This is a genomic window from Nostoc sp. C052, from assembly GCF_013393905.1.
Taxonomy (GTDB): Bacteria; Cyanobacteriota; Cyanobacteriia; order Cyanobacteriales; family Nostocaceae; genus Nostoc.
In genome coordinates, this window is sequence record NZ_CP040272.1 from 5632950 (window position 1) to 5647446 (window position 14497).

Below are 14497 nucleotides of genomic sequence, written 5' to 3' on the forward strand. Positions count from 1 at the left end.
AACTTTTATTTACCCAAGCACAAAATATTACTAGTAATCATCAAAAATGGGAACAGTTTACGTAACACAAATCGATGCTTTTATCGGTAAAATTGACGAACGTCTCACCGTAAAAGCCGAACAAAAAACAATCTTAGATATCCCTTTAATTAAAATAGAGGGAATTGTAGTACTTGGACGGGCTACTATTTCTCCCGCCGTCGTCAATGAACTTTTAGATCGTCACATTTGTTTAACTTTCCTCACACAAAGCGGACGATATTTAGGGCGTTTAGAACCAGAAGTTACCAAAAATATCTTTGTTCGTAAAGCCCAATGGCAAGCTGTGGGAGAATCACAACCAGCAATACATTTAGTTAGAGGATTTGTGCGGGGGAAATTAAAAAATTACCGTCATAGCCTACTCCGCACTCAGCGAGAACATCCTGATATTGACCTAAATAATAACATCACTCGATTGGAAAACGCGATCGCACCAATCGAAAAAACTAACAATATTGATTCCCTTAGAGGCTTAGAAGGTGCTGGTAGCGCAGCCTATTTTGGTTGTTTTCAACAGCTAATCAAAACCTCAGAATTTCAATTTGAAGCCAGACGCCGCCGCCCACCAACCGATCCAGTTAATGCCCTACTGAGTTTTGGGTATTCATTGCTACGTCATGATGTGCAAAGTGCTTTAAATATTGTTGGCTTCGATCCCTATCTAGGATACTTACACGTCGAGCGTTATGGTAGACCTTCCCTAGCCTTAGACTTGATGGAAGAATTTCGTCCTTTAATAGTGGATGCTGTAGTGTTGTCGCTGATTAACAAGCGATCGCTAACCCTAACTGACTTTACCACCGAACCGCTCAGTGGTGCTGTGTCTTTAACCAAAGAAGGACTGCATACATTTCTTCGCGCCTACGAACAAAAGAAACAATCGAATTTCAAGCATCCAGTTATGGGAAACAAATGCACCTACCAGGAAGCCTTTGAAATTCAGGCGAGGTTATTGAGTAAGTACCTCATGAACGAAATCGAGAAATATCCCCCTTTAATTCTCAAATAACTTGTAATTTCTTCCCATTCCCCATTCCTTACTTTCTACTCCCTCCATGTATATTGTTGTCAGCTACGACATTCCAGAAGATAAGCGTCGGACTAAAATTCATTCAATTCTCAAGTCTTACGGACAATGGATGCAGTTGAGTGTGTTTGAATGCGATATCACTTCCACTCAGTATGCTAAATTGCGATCGCGTTTATCTAAATTAATAAAACCCGACACTGACAGCGTTCGCTTTTATTTTCTATGTGGCTGTTGTCAGCGAAAAGTCGAACGTATTGGCGGAGAACAGCCACGAGACGAAACAATTTTCTTTGCTGAATCCCCTTCTACTTAGCTTCCTGTCTCTCAAATGCACCAAAGAGTAAGTGTAAAAATTCCACAGCCCCAAAAAAGTGCTTTTATCATAACTCCAGCTAGTATTTCACTCCATTAATTGCATAATCCTCATCCGCACAATCTCTGAAATGCTGATTAAAAGTGGGTTGAAGGCTAGATACACTAAGCTATTAACTCACTTTTCAGCTATGAAAACGGTATAATAGTCAATCACTTTTATTTATTGAATTTAAAAAAAAAAGTATTTGCTTCTATCCTAAAAGGTCTTTAAAGTAGAGTTAGCCGGTCGACAATAGGTGAATTGTAAAGTTTTCTTAGCATTAGCTTAAGGAAACAGACTTCAACACTTTGTATTTTTAGGTATCAGTTTAAAATCTTACGCCTGTGGTAATCTCTAATAAATCAGAATACGCGCTTTTAGCCCTGTTAGAGTTGGCAACCTGCTACCCTAAGGGTGAAGCCCTGCAAATTCGAGAAATAGCGGCATTGCAAGATATACCGAACCGCTATTTAGAACAACTCCTAGCAACATTAAGACGTGGAGGATTGATTAAAAGTATACGCGGAGCCAAAGGTGGCTATGTTTTGGCACGAGATCCTTCAAAGATTACAGTGTTTGATGCTTTTAGCTGCATGGAAGGGTCAGATATTGTTGTCTCTCCTTGTGAGCCGACTCCCAACACGGTAGAAGGTGAGCTAATTCAGGAAGTCTGGCAGGAAGCACGTCAGGCTGCTAACTCTGTTTTGGAAAAATATACACTCCAAGACCTTTGCGATCGAAGAGCAATCCGAGAACAGAAGGAACTAATGTATTACATTTAGGTAAGGATGAAATCAGAGTATTCTCATCCTGAGTATGAAAGTAATAACGAGATAAGCCATAACCCTGTTATATGCCTGAAGTCAATTCTCAGCAGCCCATCAATAGTACCGCTACTCTTGTGGAGAATTATGCAGCCGGAAAACGAAACTTTAGTAAAGCAGAACTAGGTAATGCTGACTTGCAAAGCATTAACTTGAAAGGATCTGACCTTAGTTATGCTGACTTGAGTGAAGCTAACCTGAGTAGCGCTAATTTGAGGGGAACTGATTTGAGTTTTGCCGATCTGGGTCAAGCGAATTTGAAAGATGCCGATCTTCGGGGAGCATTATTGATGTCAGCGAATCTCCGCCAAGCCTCTCTCAAAGGAGCGAACCTGGAAAAAGCAGACTACGATCGCAACACCCATTTTCCTCAAGATTTCGATCCAGTGAAGGCGGGTATGCAGATTAAATCTGAAGATTGATTAATTTACAGCATTTTTCAAGTAAATGGTGTAGTTCAATTACTTGAAAAACGCCGTAAATTGAATGATTTTACTTGCCTCAAGATAGAAGATATTTCTCCTCAAGGAGTTGTATTTTTGTAAAAAAGCCTATCTATGAGGTTGACAATGGAGGCGAAAAGTGAAACCTTCAACCGACGCGCACCACTGATTACTGCTGGAATTTTTCTAGGTGTGGGTATTGGAGGGTTTATTGATGGGATTTTACTGCATCAGATCCTCCAGTGGCATCACATGCTCAGTAACATTCGACCTCTGACCAACAAGGCAAATATAGATTTGAACATAGTGTGGGATGGGTTATTTCATACTGTGAATTGGGTATTTACCGTGGTCGGACTTGTGTTACTATGGCGTGCTGGAGGGCGTGATGATGTTCCTTGGTCATCACAGACTTTTATTGGATCGATACTGATTGGAACAGGGTTATTCGACTTAGTTGAAGGTTTAATTGACCACCAAATTCTCGGTATCCATCACGTGAAATCAGGCCCAAATCAGTTAGTTTGGGATCTAGGATTTCTTGCATTCGGTGCCCTACTTGTTGTTATCGGCTGGATAATGATAAAAAAGGAGTCAAGAGTCATTAGTCATTAGTCATTGGGCATTGAAAAGAGGCAGGGTGCAGGGGACGGAGGGGAAAATTCTTCTCCCTGCTCTCTTGCTTCTCCCCTACTACCCCAGTCCCAGTCCCCAATCCCCAGTCCCCAGTCCCCCTATGACAGAAACTTTTGAAAAAACTAGCTGGAATTGGCAGTTATCTCAATTCCAACAACAAGCGGGTGAATGGTGGGAATATCAGTTTTACCGCTTTGAGCAAGCTTTGCCAGAATTGCCTACTGGATGGTCGATTAGCCCTTGGCTTGCTGAGTTGCTGAAATTCCTGTTTTGGCTGGTACTGGGCTTATTTATCGCTTGGGTGTGTTGGCGATTATGGCAAGAATTCAGTCCTTATATATATTCTTGGCTCAATAAAACTGGAAATCTTATTGATTTTCGCGTCAAAACTCCCTCTAGTGAGTTATCCATAGCCCTTTTGTTGGAGCGATCGCAAGAATTTTACCGTGAAGGTAACTACCGTGAAGCTTGTCGTTGTATTTATTTAGCAATGTTGCAGCAATTACATCAAAAGGCGATCGCACCTCACAAACTCAGCCGTACAGATGGAGAATATCTGCAATTACTGCGATCATCTGTGACTCCTATACAGCCTTATGAAACTTTAATTACCACTCACGAGCAATTATGTTTTGGTAATGCCGATATTTTGCCAGACAATTATGAGCAGTGCCGGCAAGCTTATCGGGAAATTTCCCCAGAATGAAAAAGAGACGTTGCATTGCAACGTCTCTACACAAAACAAACAATATTCTATTTGGTGAGAACCGCGATCGCCTTGTCTACAGATTGCAAGGCAGTGTTTACTTCCGCCTCTGTGACAATTAGCGGTGGCACAAACCGGACTACTTTGGGCCCGGCTGGTACTAGTAATAGGCCCTCTTTGATGGCAGCGTTGACGACATCGCCTGCGGTTAGGGCAATGTCGGCTCGCAACTCCAAACCGTTGATTAAACCCCAACCCCGAACTTCGCTAATGTGTTGAGGATATTTGGCTGCGATCGCTCTCAATCCATCTCGCAACTGCTCACCTCTATCTTGCACATTCTGCAAAATATTTTCCCGTTCTAATGTCTGGCAAACAGCAAGTGCTACACCACACACAAAAGGATTTCCGCCAAAGGTGCTAGCGTGTTCCCCTGGTTGAAAAACGTCGCAGAATTTCTTGCTCATCATTGCACCGATAGGGATACCGCCACCTAAGCCTTTGGCACTGGTGAAAATATCCGGTTCAACGCCGAGATGTTCGTAACCCCATAATTTGCCACTGCGCCCCATACCAACTTGCACTTCATCAAAAATCAATAAAATGCCAGTTTCGTCGCAAATCTGCCGGAGTTTTTTGAAGTAGGCAACATCTCCTGGACGTACACCGCCTTCTCCCTGCAATGGCTCGATTAGAATTGCCGCTACCCGATAATCGCCTTCATCCAACTCACTAATCGCCACTTCCACAGCGTTAATATCGTTGTAATTTACGTAGTGGAACCCAGGAACCAATGGGTCAAAGTACTTTTGATACTTCGGTTGTCCCGTAGCGGTAATGGTTGCCAAAGTCCGTCCGTGGAAACTGGCATTGGCGGTGAGAATAATTGGTTTTTCAATGTCTAATACTGTGTGGGCATATTTTCGAGCTAATTTAATTGCAGCTTCGTTAGCTTCAGCCCCAGAATTGCAGAAAAATACGCGATCGGCACAGGAATGATTGACAAGCCATTTTGCCAATTCACCTTGCTCAGGAATATAGTACAAATTAGAGACATGGTGCAACTTCTGGATTTGGCGTGTCACCGCTTCTACCATCGCTGGATGGGCATGTCCTAAAGTACAAGTGGCAATTCCCGCCACAAAATCCAGATATTCTTGTCCCTGCGTATCCCAAACTCGGCATCCAGCACCACGTTCTAGGGCTAAGGGAAACCGACCATAGGTAGACATGACAGCTTCATTAAAGCTATCTACCTCAAAGGGACTAGATGCTGACCCTGAATCTGGGGGGATGGTGGCTTGGTCAACGAGAGTTTGTAGGCTCACTACCGCTCCTCCTGAAAGTTTTTCATTATATAGTTATTTACTAGTTTGCTAGAAATCTCTATAAATTACTTTTTGTTTAGCACAATTCGTACATCTTCTTAAGCTAACGCTTATGTGACCTCAAACGCTTGGCGGTGGTGAAAAAATTTTGTACTCAACACTTGAGCAACAGGTAATTTCCATAGGCGCAGACCGTTAGACTTCTTGCATAAGTCGGGTAAAGGGTAAGGGTTAAAGGGAAAAGGGATAGAATTTTCCTTTCCCCTTTAACTTTTCCCCCTTTCCCGACCTCTTGCAAAAGGCACTTTTGCAAGAGGTCTGTTATAGGCATCGCAAGTCTATAGTCCAGGGGTGTTTTTGGGTTATTACTTGAACAACTTCAGACGTATAAGAGATAAGTACAAAAAACTCCCCTCTGGGATGAAGGGAGTTTAGCGATAAATTGAAAATGTTACTGGCTCAGTAGCTCAACAGTTATCTCAAGATGCATCTTAGCTTTGTGCAAATTCAGCAGTTTCTCTTGGTCAAACCGATCGGGGTAAGCCATTTTCCTACCTTCCAAGGTTATTTTGATCAGTGCTGCTTGCTCATCTGTGGGTGAATTTATTTCATCTATCACCCCTTCAAAAAATTGAATGACGCTAAATCCAGGAGATTTTAATCCCCTTCCTTCCCTCACTTGCTGGAGTGCTAGCTGAGGAAATGCCATCAGAGAAGTCATGTAGCTGACTTTGTATGCTGCACTTCCTGTAGGCTTAATACCGTATCGACGGGCTAAGTCGCGTAATTCTGGGATGGTTTTGATTTCTAACTCGGAACGCGTGAACATAAAATAGAGTTACCTCTTGTAAAAGTGGTATCGGTAGGTAACAACTTTTCCAGGGATGATACCTACCGCATTAAAACTCTATTGGAATGTATACATTCTAATCAAGTGCTATTCATATATCTCAACAATGCCCAATCCCAAAGGTAATCCACAAAATTTAGAACCAGCCCCGTCAAGTAGAGAAGATAAATTAACCGATAATCTCAGTTTCCGGGTTACTAAGGATATGAAGGAAGAGGTGAAAGCACAAGAAGACCCGCCAGAATTCTGTAGACGTGCTATCCAAGAAGCACTAGACAAGAAAAAAGGTAAGTAGTAACAATTGAGCTAATGCAGCAGCAGTTTAAGGCTGTATTGCAGTTACAGCAGTTTTTCGGCTATTCTCAGTTTGGCCGATCGCGATCGCGGATTCCTACTAATTTCCTCTTCTTGTGCAGTAATCGGCTTTTTTGTCAAAATTTTTAATAAAGGTGAATTTCTTAAACCATGCTTCACCGGGCGGTCTTCTAAACTGTGAAAACTGATAATCACAATTCTACCGCCAGGGACAAGGGCATTTGGGGCTTTATCTAAAAAGGTTTCTAGGGATTTTAACTCATCGTTGACGACAATTCGCAGAGCTTGAAAAACACGGGTAGCCGGGTGAATTCTCCCATAACGGTATTTGGGAGGAACAGAAGAAGCGATCGCTTCAGCCAATTCTGTAGTCGTGTGCAACGGTCGCCGTTCGACAATCCGTCTCGCAATCCGCCGCGATAATCTCTCTTCACCGTACTTAAAGAAAATATCTGCTAATTCGGCTTCATCCCAATTATTAATCACATCAGCAGCAGTTAGCGATCGCCCCCGATCCATTCGCATATCCAAATTTGCAGCTTGGCGAAAGCTGAAACCCCTTTCTGCTTGGTCTAAATGGTAAGAACTCACTCCCAAATCGGCTAAAATACCATCGAAAGTGTTGGGGGGAAATTCGTAGTCAGCAAAATTGCTATGGATAAATTGTATGCGATCGCCAAACTCAGCTAATTCTTTTCTCGCTGCTGCTAAAGCATCCTCATCTTGGTCAATCGCCTTCACCCGCACATCTCCATAAGCTTCTAAAATTAGGCGACTGTGACCACCACCGCCTACCGTCGTATCAAGATAATGACCTCCTGGAGATACCGCTAAACCTGCAATTACTTCCTGTGGTAACACTGGTAGATGGGAAAATATCGGTTCTTCAATAGCTAGCTGACGATTCATGAGACTTAGGGCAAAAAACCACAGATCAACTTTAATTATCTATTCTTTTGTTTGTGTAGCCGCGTTCATGCAGGGTGCCGCACAAGATAACCTGTATTATCCAACATTGCAGCTAATATCAAGCTAGCCTGAATAGGTGCTTGGAGGACAGTATTTTTAAAATATGCTTGTCCTTTAATCCTTAACTAAGCTAAAAATTCTCCGAGTAAAATGGCTAGGTAAGCGATGTCTACGACAGGCTGCGCCTACGCAGGTGCAATCCAAATTTGCCCTGACAAGCTAGATTGACGTAAAAAGGATACTATGCTTATGAGTACTCCCACCCAAAATAGGAACTGTCCTAAACGTGTAGGAACTGTCACAGGTAGTTTGCGTCCCAGAATAAAACTTACCAGGACTAATCCTCCTAGCTTGACATATAGTTCTAAAAGGTTTGTCAAGTTTGCGCCTAAAAACCACAGATGTAAAATGCTACCTGTTACGTTTACTTTTGTCCAGTGCAAAATCTGTTATGGCTATCCCACAAAAACAGGAGTTTACCCTTGAATAAGGCAGGGTTTTCTGGAAAACCGCAAAACTCATCAAATGACCTTGGTGATGATATTCCAGTGGCAGTACGCGATACCCCTGATGCAACACCGAAAATTTGGTTGCAACCCCGAATTGTGCTGATTGGGGGAGTAATGGGATTTGTCTTGCTGGCTTTAATTAGCGGTTTTTTGTTTTTCGTCACTGCACCCAAAAAAACCGCTGATTCTCAAGCTTTACCAGTTCCTTCTGCTCCTACAACTCCAACCCCAATAGCATCTAATAATTCCAGTGATACTGTGTTAGGGCATTTTCCCTACCCAGAAGCGCCTGAGTCAGAACTAGTAACCATCTCCGCAAATAGGGGCATTAGAATGCGAAAAGCTGCTGCCCAAAAATTTGAGGAGATGGTAGCAGCAGCGCGGAGTGCAGGGGTAATTTTAGTACCAATTTCTGGTTTTCGCTCAGTCAAAGATCAGGAGCAGTTGTTTTTTGGCGTCGGTGCCCAACGAAATCAAACGCCAGCAGAACGAGCTGCCCTCAGCGCTCCTCCTGGTCATAGCGAACATCACACAGGTTATGCTGTTGATATTGGAGACGGAACAGTGCCAGCCACTAATCTCCAAACCAACTTTGACAATACCAAGGCTTATCAGTGGATGCAAGCAAATGCCGCACGTTTCAGCTTTGAAATGTCTTTTCCCAAAGATAATATTCAAGGTGTGAGTTATGAGCCTTGGCACTGGCGTTTTGTAGGCGATCGCAATAGTTTAGAAATGTTCTACAAAGCCAGAAATTTGAAACCCGCTAAAATACCTTAATAGAACTAGTACAACATGGCGTAAATAAACCACCCATTCAAAATCGATGAAACGCTTACGCTGCATTCATTTTGAATTTTGAATTTTGAATTTTGAATTCCGCCTTGCGGTACTAGTTGTTCATTTATCACTCAAAATTGTGTAAGCATCATTAACTAAATGCATTTTCTCTTGTGCTTGTTTTAGCAGTTGCGGCTGATTCACAAACAAATCTGGATGCCATTTTTTTACTAAGGTTCGATAAGCCTGCTTTACCTCAGCCAAAGAAGCATTTGTTTGCAATCCTAAAATGCCGTAGGCGCGAGTGATTTTATCCTTTTCCGTCTGGGTTTTGGGTTGGTTGGGTGTTTTGTCGCTTTGAGTTGAATTTTGCTGTTTGCCAGTTTGAGAACCAGGTGATGTCTGACGACAATCCTTAGGGTTATGCATCTCTGCTTTCATTCGCGCTATTTCCTCATTGAGTTCCCAATCACGAAATTTCGCCTCTACCTCTTCTTTCCGTGGAGAGGGAGAAGCTTTTGGCGGTGGTGGAGAAACAGATTTTACCCTTGTCTCAGTATTCTTAGCGGGATTTTCCTGTTGTTGCTTAACACCAGTATCTTTTTTAGAGGAAGTTTCAACTCTCTTTGGCTGTGGCGAATATTTTCTCTTAGTGTTGTTGGATTTGGGTATTTCTTTATAAGGTTGATAATTTGAGAGTATTTTTACCTTTTCTAACTCTTGTAGCAAATGATTAAAACCGTTTTGTAATTGCTGCAAACTTTCCCGCTTATTAGTAAATTCTAGTGGTTCTTGACTGACTTCAAAACAAATTACTTTATCAACGTTTTGTTCATATTCATCTAAAATTGATAACCCTTGACTACTAAAATTAGATAAATAATCTTCAACCGCAGTTATACAAAGTTTAGCAACTTCCTGATGATAAGATTCCTTTGCTAATTGATCGTCTTGTTTTTGGATATTCTTGTTTAGCAAATAAGAAATACTCCCAACGACAGCAGCACCCACTGGGCCGCCTAAAAACCAACCAATACCACCACCAACAGCGATGGAACCAGGTTCACTCAAATCATCAGTATTACTTGGCTTTGGCGGTAGTATTACTTGTGGTTCACTAGGAAAGCGAATTAATAAATCTTGTGGTCGTTCTTCTTGAAAAAAGTCGTAAGCTTGATAAAGCCATTTCACCACAGCAAATTGCAACTGAGTCAGGTCTTTTTTAAGAATATTTGTTTGCCAATTTTTAAAGTTATTCTCTGCCAATGCCACTGCTGCATCAGCTTGATATTTTGTGAGTAACTTAGGTAATGCTAGCCAATCGCGTAACTCTCCCACGCTAGTAATAAAACCTTTATAAATTAAGTCGGCTGCTTTTTGTTTAATTTCAATTTTAGTATTTTGTTTATCATCAAAAGATTTGATTTCAATAGCAATCGGGTCAATTTTAGCTTTTAATGAGAATTGGATTTGAGAAGCGATCGCTTCCACTCTGGGCAAACGCACACTACCACGATTTGGTTGCAAAATCCCGACAATATTTTGCAAAGCTGTTTCAAAAGCTGCTAAACCGCTACTATTGGCAGCCGCAACATCGCCTTTTAATCTGGCTCTTAAGGCTGGTAAAGCATCAACACGATATAAATTACTAAAACCTGGAGGTAATTCGGCTCGAAAGCTTTCTGCAACAAACAGCAGGCGATTTTGGACTTGTTTTTGTTCGTCGGGTTCGAGTAAGTTCAGAAAATTAGCAACAAATATAACTGTTTTAATACCGCGATCTAATAGCCAATCTCGTAAGTTTTCCCGCTCCCCCAAAGTCATTAACTTACGTGCATCTAATAATTGGATAACTAAATCTGCACCTAAAAGTTGTTCTCTAACTAAATTATCTTGTTCATCTCGATCATTTGTTCCCGGTAAATCGAGAAATTCTACACCTGTTTCCAAAAAGGGATGGGGACAAAAAACTTCTACAGATGCTACATCTTTTCGCATCTGCCTATTACCATCCAGAATTGCAAATTGCTGTAAAACTTCTGTGCCACTGCGATAGATTTCTGTACCATCTACCAACATGATGCGACTTCGCACATCAGAGCCATACTTGACAGAAATCGATGCGCCTGTAGTAGGGATTAAATCAATTGGTAAGGTGCGATTCCCTAGCATGGCATTCAGCAAGGTAGACTTGCCATGATTAAAAGGCCCAAATACCGCAATCCGAAAGCTAGGGTTAACTAAATGATTGCAGATGGTAATTATATCTTGATGCAGTTGCGATTTGCGTTCTAAATTAAGTAATGCAGATGCAGATTTTAGAGAATCGGCTAAATCTTTATAACCTTCATACTGTTGTTGCATAGTTCCCCTATCTTCCTCGTTCCCAGACTCCGCCTGGGAATGCAATTCATTGAGGCTCCGCCTCGCATTTTTATAGTTATGGGAGGCGGAGCCTCCAAGTAGGCATTCCCAGGCGGAGCCTGGGAACGAGAGTAATGAGATATATTAGCTATAGTAAGCTAATAGGTTGCTATAGGCTGCTTCAATTTTTTGCAACTGAGCTATTACATCTTCTTGTAAATCTTTTAAACGTTTAAACTCAGTCTCACGATTTATTTCGCGGGTTTGTTTTTGCTTGACTAAATTATCTAATTCAGATTTGCGAGATACAATATCATCGTTAATCCGCTTACTCACTTCTCTTTCGTAAGAGTCAAAACACTCTTTGACAGCATTGTATACAACCTGAGATTGCTCATGTGCGACTTGGGGTAGGTGTTTCACTAACTCTTTCTTCGCCGTTTTAACTAACTCTTTACGTGCTTGATCTGCTTGTAAAAAGCCTACTCCTAAACCTAGTAATGCAAACCCGATTGGGCCAAGTAAAACCCCTGTCACTGCGGTAATTATCCCACCAATTCCAATTACAGTGAAGTAGTTTAACAAGATATTTTTCCAATCAAATCCGGCCCCCGCTAGTGCAAAGCCAGCAAGATTTCCCTTAGAGAGTGATAACAATCCCATTGCCCATTTTGCCCAGCCGGGAGAGTTATCTTCTTCATTGGTAGTAGTGGTATGTACCTTTACGTCTTGTCCAGTAAGCTTTTCTGTTATTTGATCTGTGATTTGACTATAAGATGCGCCATATTGTGATGCACTGCGAGAAAGTTCTTTAAAAGCTGCATTAATATCTTTTTCAGCAGTTAATGTCCAAGCAGCAGATTTGTCAGTGATATATTGCTCAAAGGCTTTTTGCAGTGCGGTGTTAAATGCTTCTCGTTTACCACTACTGAGAAAATCAAACAGATTTAATTCTGGCTGATAGCGTAAGAAATCGGTTTCAAAAGTATTACCTAAATTTAAAACGTAGCTGCGGAAAGATTCAGAAATCGTTCTTGCTTGAGTGTCTCTAGTATTGATAATTTCTTTTTGGAATTGATCTCGAATACCTGTGAGTTTGTTAAACTCTGGTTCTACTGAATCAATCCGTTTTTTCAATTCATTTACATCTTGGTCAAGTAATGGTATACGTCTAGCAACTGCTTCGCGGGTATGATTGCAAGCTTGTCTTGCTAAGGTTCTGACTTGACGGAGTTCTGCGATCGCACGTTCTCTGGTAAGAAAAGTATTAAGGGCTTCCATAAACTTCGGAAAGCCAGTCCCATCTAAATCAGCTTGGGGATTTTTCAACCGTCGTCTGAGTGCTTGAATTGACGAAAGCTCAAACACGCGTTCGTCATAAATATTCTGACCCTCTACAGTACAATATTCTGCTAAATTCGCGTGAAATACTTGCCGTAATCTATTTTCAGATGCTTTGAGTTCTTCGACATCATCAGGATCAATCAATGATTCCCGCACCTGATCCCAAGCATTAACTAAAAAGAAAACCGTCAATCCTCGACCTTTAATATAATTTTCTAGGTAGCGACGCTCACCCAAGGTACAAGGTTGAGAAGCTCTCATCACGAATAAAATTGCATGGCAGTTATTTACATAACCTAAAGATAATTCGTTTCGCGCTTCTGTATCATTCAATCCTGGGCTATCGACAATTTCGATTCCCTTTTCTAATAGCGTTAAGGGATACTCTACTACTGCATAATCTACATCTGGAAATGCTTGTTTTTTCTCCTGCTCTAGTTTTTTCGCTTCAGCCGGATCAATGGTATATTTATATTTAAAGTTCTGAAAATCTAGTTGCTGTGGACTTTTACCATCATTAAAATGAATAGTAACTTTCTTTTCTGGCCCATAGCGTAAAACTGTTAATACTGCGGTACAAGGATTAACGTCACTCGGTAATAAGTTTTCACCAATTAAGGCATTGAGAAAGGTGCTTTTACCCCGTTTCATATCGCCCAAAACTAAAAGGCGAAATACACCTTGACGGAGGTTTTTGCTAGCTACAGTAATATCTTCAATATCTCGCTCTAAACTGAGTTTTCCTGATGAAGAATCTCCAGCTAACTCAGCTTTATTAATTGTTTCAGCCAGTTTACTCAAACATGCAGAAATCTCCGATCGCACTTGAGCAACCCGCTCTAAATCTTGGATAAATCTGTCAGATGCTACCTGATTTGTCATAAAATTTACACCTTAATTAAAGATTAGGTTTTTTAGATTCCAAAAATAATTTGTAAGACATCCACCCCAGCGCACCAACAATAATAAACCCAGCCAATACCGAGGCTATTCTTACTGCAACCAGTGCTACCACACCAAGAGCAAACAGTTTTCCACCCAGAATCACTTTTTGCATCCAAGGTTTCTGAGAATTTTCTGGCTGATGCTTCACAGTTTGATGAAAAGCCGCATCAGTAGTATGGAGATCAGTTTCCATTTCCCGGAGTCGCAATTCAACTTCTCGTTCTCGTAGTAAACGTTCCCGGTGTTCAAGTTCTTTTTGGCGATCGCTCTCAGATGTCATCGGTGTTCATCCCGTCTAAGACAATGAAAAGATGTCAGCATTTACTTATCAATCATGCTGTATACTAACTTACGTAAATATTTAACAACCCCAGTAAAATTACTATTTAAATTTGATCTTTACCCCCTTTTTAAGGGGGTCAACCCAGGCGGGGGGATCTTATCCGAACCGTATCGGGTGTAATAATACCTACTTATCGCTCATTGTATTGTCTGTGTAGCAACCGCTTTTGAGTCTGCGGTAGATTTTAACCGGGTAATAGTGGCTTTACGAATGCGATCGCTCTTGCGTACCCCGCCTGTCATCTCGTATTCCCGGCTATCTTTGCCATACTTCGACACCACACCACTAACTAAGCGTTCTGAGGTTTCGCAAATGTTCTTTTCAAGAGTTTCTATTTTTGCCTTTGCCGAATCAAGGGCAGTTAGCATCATATTATACTGGTTGATCTGGTTGCGGAGTTGTCCGGTTAACTGGATTAAATTGTCTAAACTGATAGAATCACCAAAGTCAAGGCTAGAATCAATCGATTTAAATCCGATTACTCTCTTTTCGGTTTTTTCTAGCACGGAAGAGCTTCTTTGTTTGCGTGGCATCAATCTATGCTTTTTACTAAACTTTATCTTTCTAGAGTGTCTCAATGGGACAATGTAGCGGTTCAGTAAAGCTTACAAAAATAGGTATTTTTTTTAATAAGATTGGCTTGCTAGCTCAGTAATTGCACGATACTAGACAAGAAATCGTTCAGAATAGATTTGTGTTCTAACAGAATAGACT

15 protein-coding genes and 1 pseudogene are annotated in these 14497 nt (G+C 41.3%); 8 read left to right on the top strand and 8 right to left on the bottom strand.

Annotated features, from left to right (window positions below):
- Nucleotides 1–46 precede the first annotated feature (46 nt).
- The 6 genes from cas1d to FD723_RS23290 all read left to right on the top strand — a co-directional run bounded on the left by cas1d (nt 47) and on the right by FD723_RS23290 (nt 4036).
- A complete protein-coding gene (cas1d, locus tag FD723_RS23265; RefSeq protein ID WP_179067480.1) occupies nt 47–1051 on the top strand; it encodes a type I-D CRISPR-associated endonuclease Cas1d in 1005 nt (334 codons plus the stop codon).
- 46 nt (nt 1052–1097) lie between these two features.
- Nucleotides 1098–1385, top strand: coding sequence for a CRISPR-associated endonuclease Cas2 (gene cas2, locus FD723_RS23270; protein WP_179067481.1), 288 nt, complete (start codon nt 1098–1100; stop codon nt 1383–1385).
- Between the two features lie 386 nt (nt 1386–1771).
- On the top strand, nt 1772–2209 hold the full coding sequence (locus FD723_RS23275) for an Rrf2 family transcriptional regulator (RefSeq protein WP_179067482.1): 438 nt from the start codon (nt 1772–1774) through the stop codon (nt 2207–2209).
- 71 nt (nt 2210–2280) lie between these two features.
- Nucleotides 2281–2673, top strand: coding sequence for a pentapeptide repeat-containing protein (locus FD723_RS23280; protein WP_179067483.1), 393 nt, complete (start codon nt 2281–2283; stop codon nt 2671–2673).
- A 147-nt stretch (nt 2674–2820) separates the two neighbouring features.
- Nucleotides 2821–3309: a DUF2243 domain-containing protein gene (locus tag FD723_RS23285; protein WP_179067484.1), complete on the top strand. Its 489-nt coding sequence runs from the start codon at nt 2821–2823 to the stop codon at nt 3307–3309.
- 121 nt (nt 3310–3430) lie between these two features.
- Nucleotides 3431–4036 carry a DUF4129 domain-containing protein gene (locus tag FD723_RS23290; protein WP_179067485.1) on the top strand — a complete coding sequence of 202 codons (606 nt, stop codon included), beginning with the start codon at nt 3431–3433 and terminating at the stop codon, nt 4034–4036.
- 47 nt (nt 4037–4083) lie between these two features.
- Here the strand turns inward: FD723_RS23290 and FD723_RS23295 are convergent, their stop codons facing one another.
- Together FD723_RS23295 and FD723_RS23300 are read right to left on the bottom strand one after the other, a co-directional pair.
- Entirely contained in the window at nt 4084–5364 is a 1281-nt protein-coding gene (locus FD723_RS23295) for an aspartate aminotransferase family protein (RefSeq protein WP_179067486.1), read from the bottom strand.
- Between the two features lie 451 nt (nt 5365–5815).
- The gene (locus tag FD723_RS23300) at nt 5816–6193 is read right to left on the bottom strand and encodes a hypothetical protein (RefSeq protein WP_179067487.1); all 378 of its coding nucleotides are present in this window, start codon (nt 6191–6193) and stop codon (nt 5816–5818) included.
- 127 nt (nt 6194–6320) lie between these two features.
- Between FD723_RS23300 and FD723_RS23305 the strand changes: the two genes are divergently transcribed.
- A complete protein-coding gene (locus tag FD723_RS23305) occupies nt 6321–6509 on the top strand; it encodes a hypothetical protein (protein ID WP_179067488.1) in 189 nt (62 codons plus the stop codon).
- A gap of 44 nt (nt 6510–6553) precedes the next feature.
- On the opposite strand, the gene rsmH is transcribed toward FD723_RS23305, so the two are convergent.
- On the bottom strand, nt 6554–7438 hold the full coding sequence (gene rsmH, locus FD723_RS23310) for a 16S rRNA (cytosine(1402)-N(4))-methyltransferase RsmH (RefSeq protein ID WP_179067489.1): 885 nt from the start codon (nt 7436–7438) through the stop codon (nt 6554–6556).
- An 83-nt stretch (nt 7439–7521) separates the two neighbouring features.
- Nucleotides 7522–7878, bottom strand: a pseudogene (locus tag FD723_RS23315) (AEC family transporter); the annotation flags it as partial.
- A gap of 102 nt (nt 7879–7980) precedes the next feature.
- Between FD723_RS23315 and FD723_RS23320 the strand changes: the two are divergent.
- Nucleotides 7981–8787, top strand: a complete 807-nt coding sequence (locus FD723_RS23320) for a D-alanyl-D-alanine carboxypeptidase family protein (RefSeq protein WP_179067490.1) — start codon at nt 7981–7983, stop codon at nt 8785–8787.
- A 120-nt stretch (nt 8788–8907) separates the two neighbouring features.
- Here the strand turns inward: FD723_RS23320 and FD723_RS23325 are convergent, their stop codons facing one another.
- The 4 genes from FD723_RS23325 to FD723_RS23340 all read right to left on the bottom strand — a co-directional run bounded on the left by FD723_RS23325 (nt 8908) and on the right by FD723_RS23340 (nt 14316).
- On the bottom strand, nt 8908–11151 hold the full coding sequence (locus tag FD723_RS23325) for a dynamin family protein (protein WP_179067491.1): 2244 nt from the start codon (nt 11149–11151) through the stop codon (nt 8908–8910).
- Nucleotides 11152–11295: 144 nt separating this feature from the next.
- Nucleotides 11296–13377 carry a dynamin family protein gene (locus FD723_RS23330; RefSeq protein ID WP_179067492.1) on the bottom strand — a complete coding sequence of 694 codons (2082 nt, stop codon included), beginning with the start codon at nt 13375–13377 and terminating at the stop codon, nt 11296–11298.
- 16 nt (nt 13378–13393) lie between these two features.
- A complete protein-coding gene (locus tag FD723_RS23335; protein ID WP_179067493.1) occupies nt 13394–13720 on the bottom strand; it encodes a DUF3040 domain-containing protein in 327 nt (108 codons plus the stop codon).
- A 200-nt stretch (nt 13721–13920) separates the two neighbouring features.
- On the bottom strand, nt 13921–14316 hold the full coding sequence (locus tag FD723_RS23340; protein ID WP_179067494.1) for a hypothetical protein: 396 nt from the start codon (nt 14314–14316) through the stop codon (nt 13921–13923).
- Nucleotides 14317–14497: the final 181 nt, after the last annotated feature.

Excerpts from the sequence above, each read along its gene's own strand:
- cas2 (WP_179067481.1), top strand. The coding sequence starts at position 1,098 with ATGTATATTGTTGTCAGCTACGACATTCCAGAAGATAAGCGTCGGACT.
- FD723_RS23335 (WP_179067493.1), bottom strand. The coding sequence starts at position 13,720 with ATGACATCTGAGAGCGATCGCCAAAAAGAACTTGAACACCGGGAACGT.
- FD723_RS23330 (WP_179067492.1), bottom strand. The coding sequence starts at position 13,377 with ATGACAAATCAGGTAGCATCTGACAGATTTATCCAAGATTTAGAGCGG.
- FD723_RS23305 (WP_179067488.1), top strand. The coding sequence starts at position 6,321 with ATGCCCAATCCCAAAGGTAATCCACAAAATTTAGAACCAGCCCCGTCA.
- FD723_RS23285 (WP_179067484.1), top strand. The coding sequence starts at position 2,821 with ATGGAGGCGAAAAGTGAAACCTTCAACCGACGCGCACCACTGATTACT.
- cas1d (WP_179067480.1), top strand. The coding sequence starts at position 47 with ATGGGAACAGTTTACGTAACACAAATCGATGCTTTTATCGGTAAAATT.
- FD723_RS23340 (WP_179067494.1), bottom strand. The coding sequence starts at position 14,316 with ATGCCACGCAAACAAAGAAGCTCTTCCGTGCTAGAAAAAACCGAAAAG.
- FD723_RS23325 (WP_179067491.1), bottom strand. The coding sequence starts at position 11,151 with ATGCAACAACAGTATGAAGGTTATAAAGATTTAGCCGATTCTCTAAAA.
- FD723_RS23300 (WP_179067487.1), bottom strand. The coding sequence starts at position 6,193 with ATGTTCACGCGTTCCGAGTTAGAAATCAAAACCATCCCAGAATTACGC.
- FD723_RS23290 (WP_179067485.1), top strand. The coding sequence starts at position 3,431 with ATGACAGAAACTTTTGAAAAAACTAGCTGGAATTGGCAGTTATCTCAA.
- FD723_RS23280 (WP_179067483.1), top strand. The coding sequence starts at position 2,281 with ATGCCTGAAGTCAATTCTCAGCAGCCCATCAATAGTACCGCTACTCTT.
- rsmH (WP_179067489.1), bottom strand. The coding sequence starts at position 7,438 with ATGAATCGTCAGCTAGCTATTGAAGAACCGATATTTTCCCATCTACCA.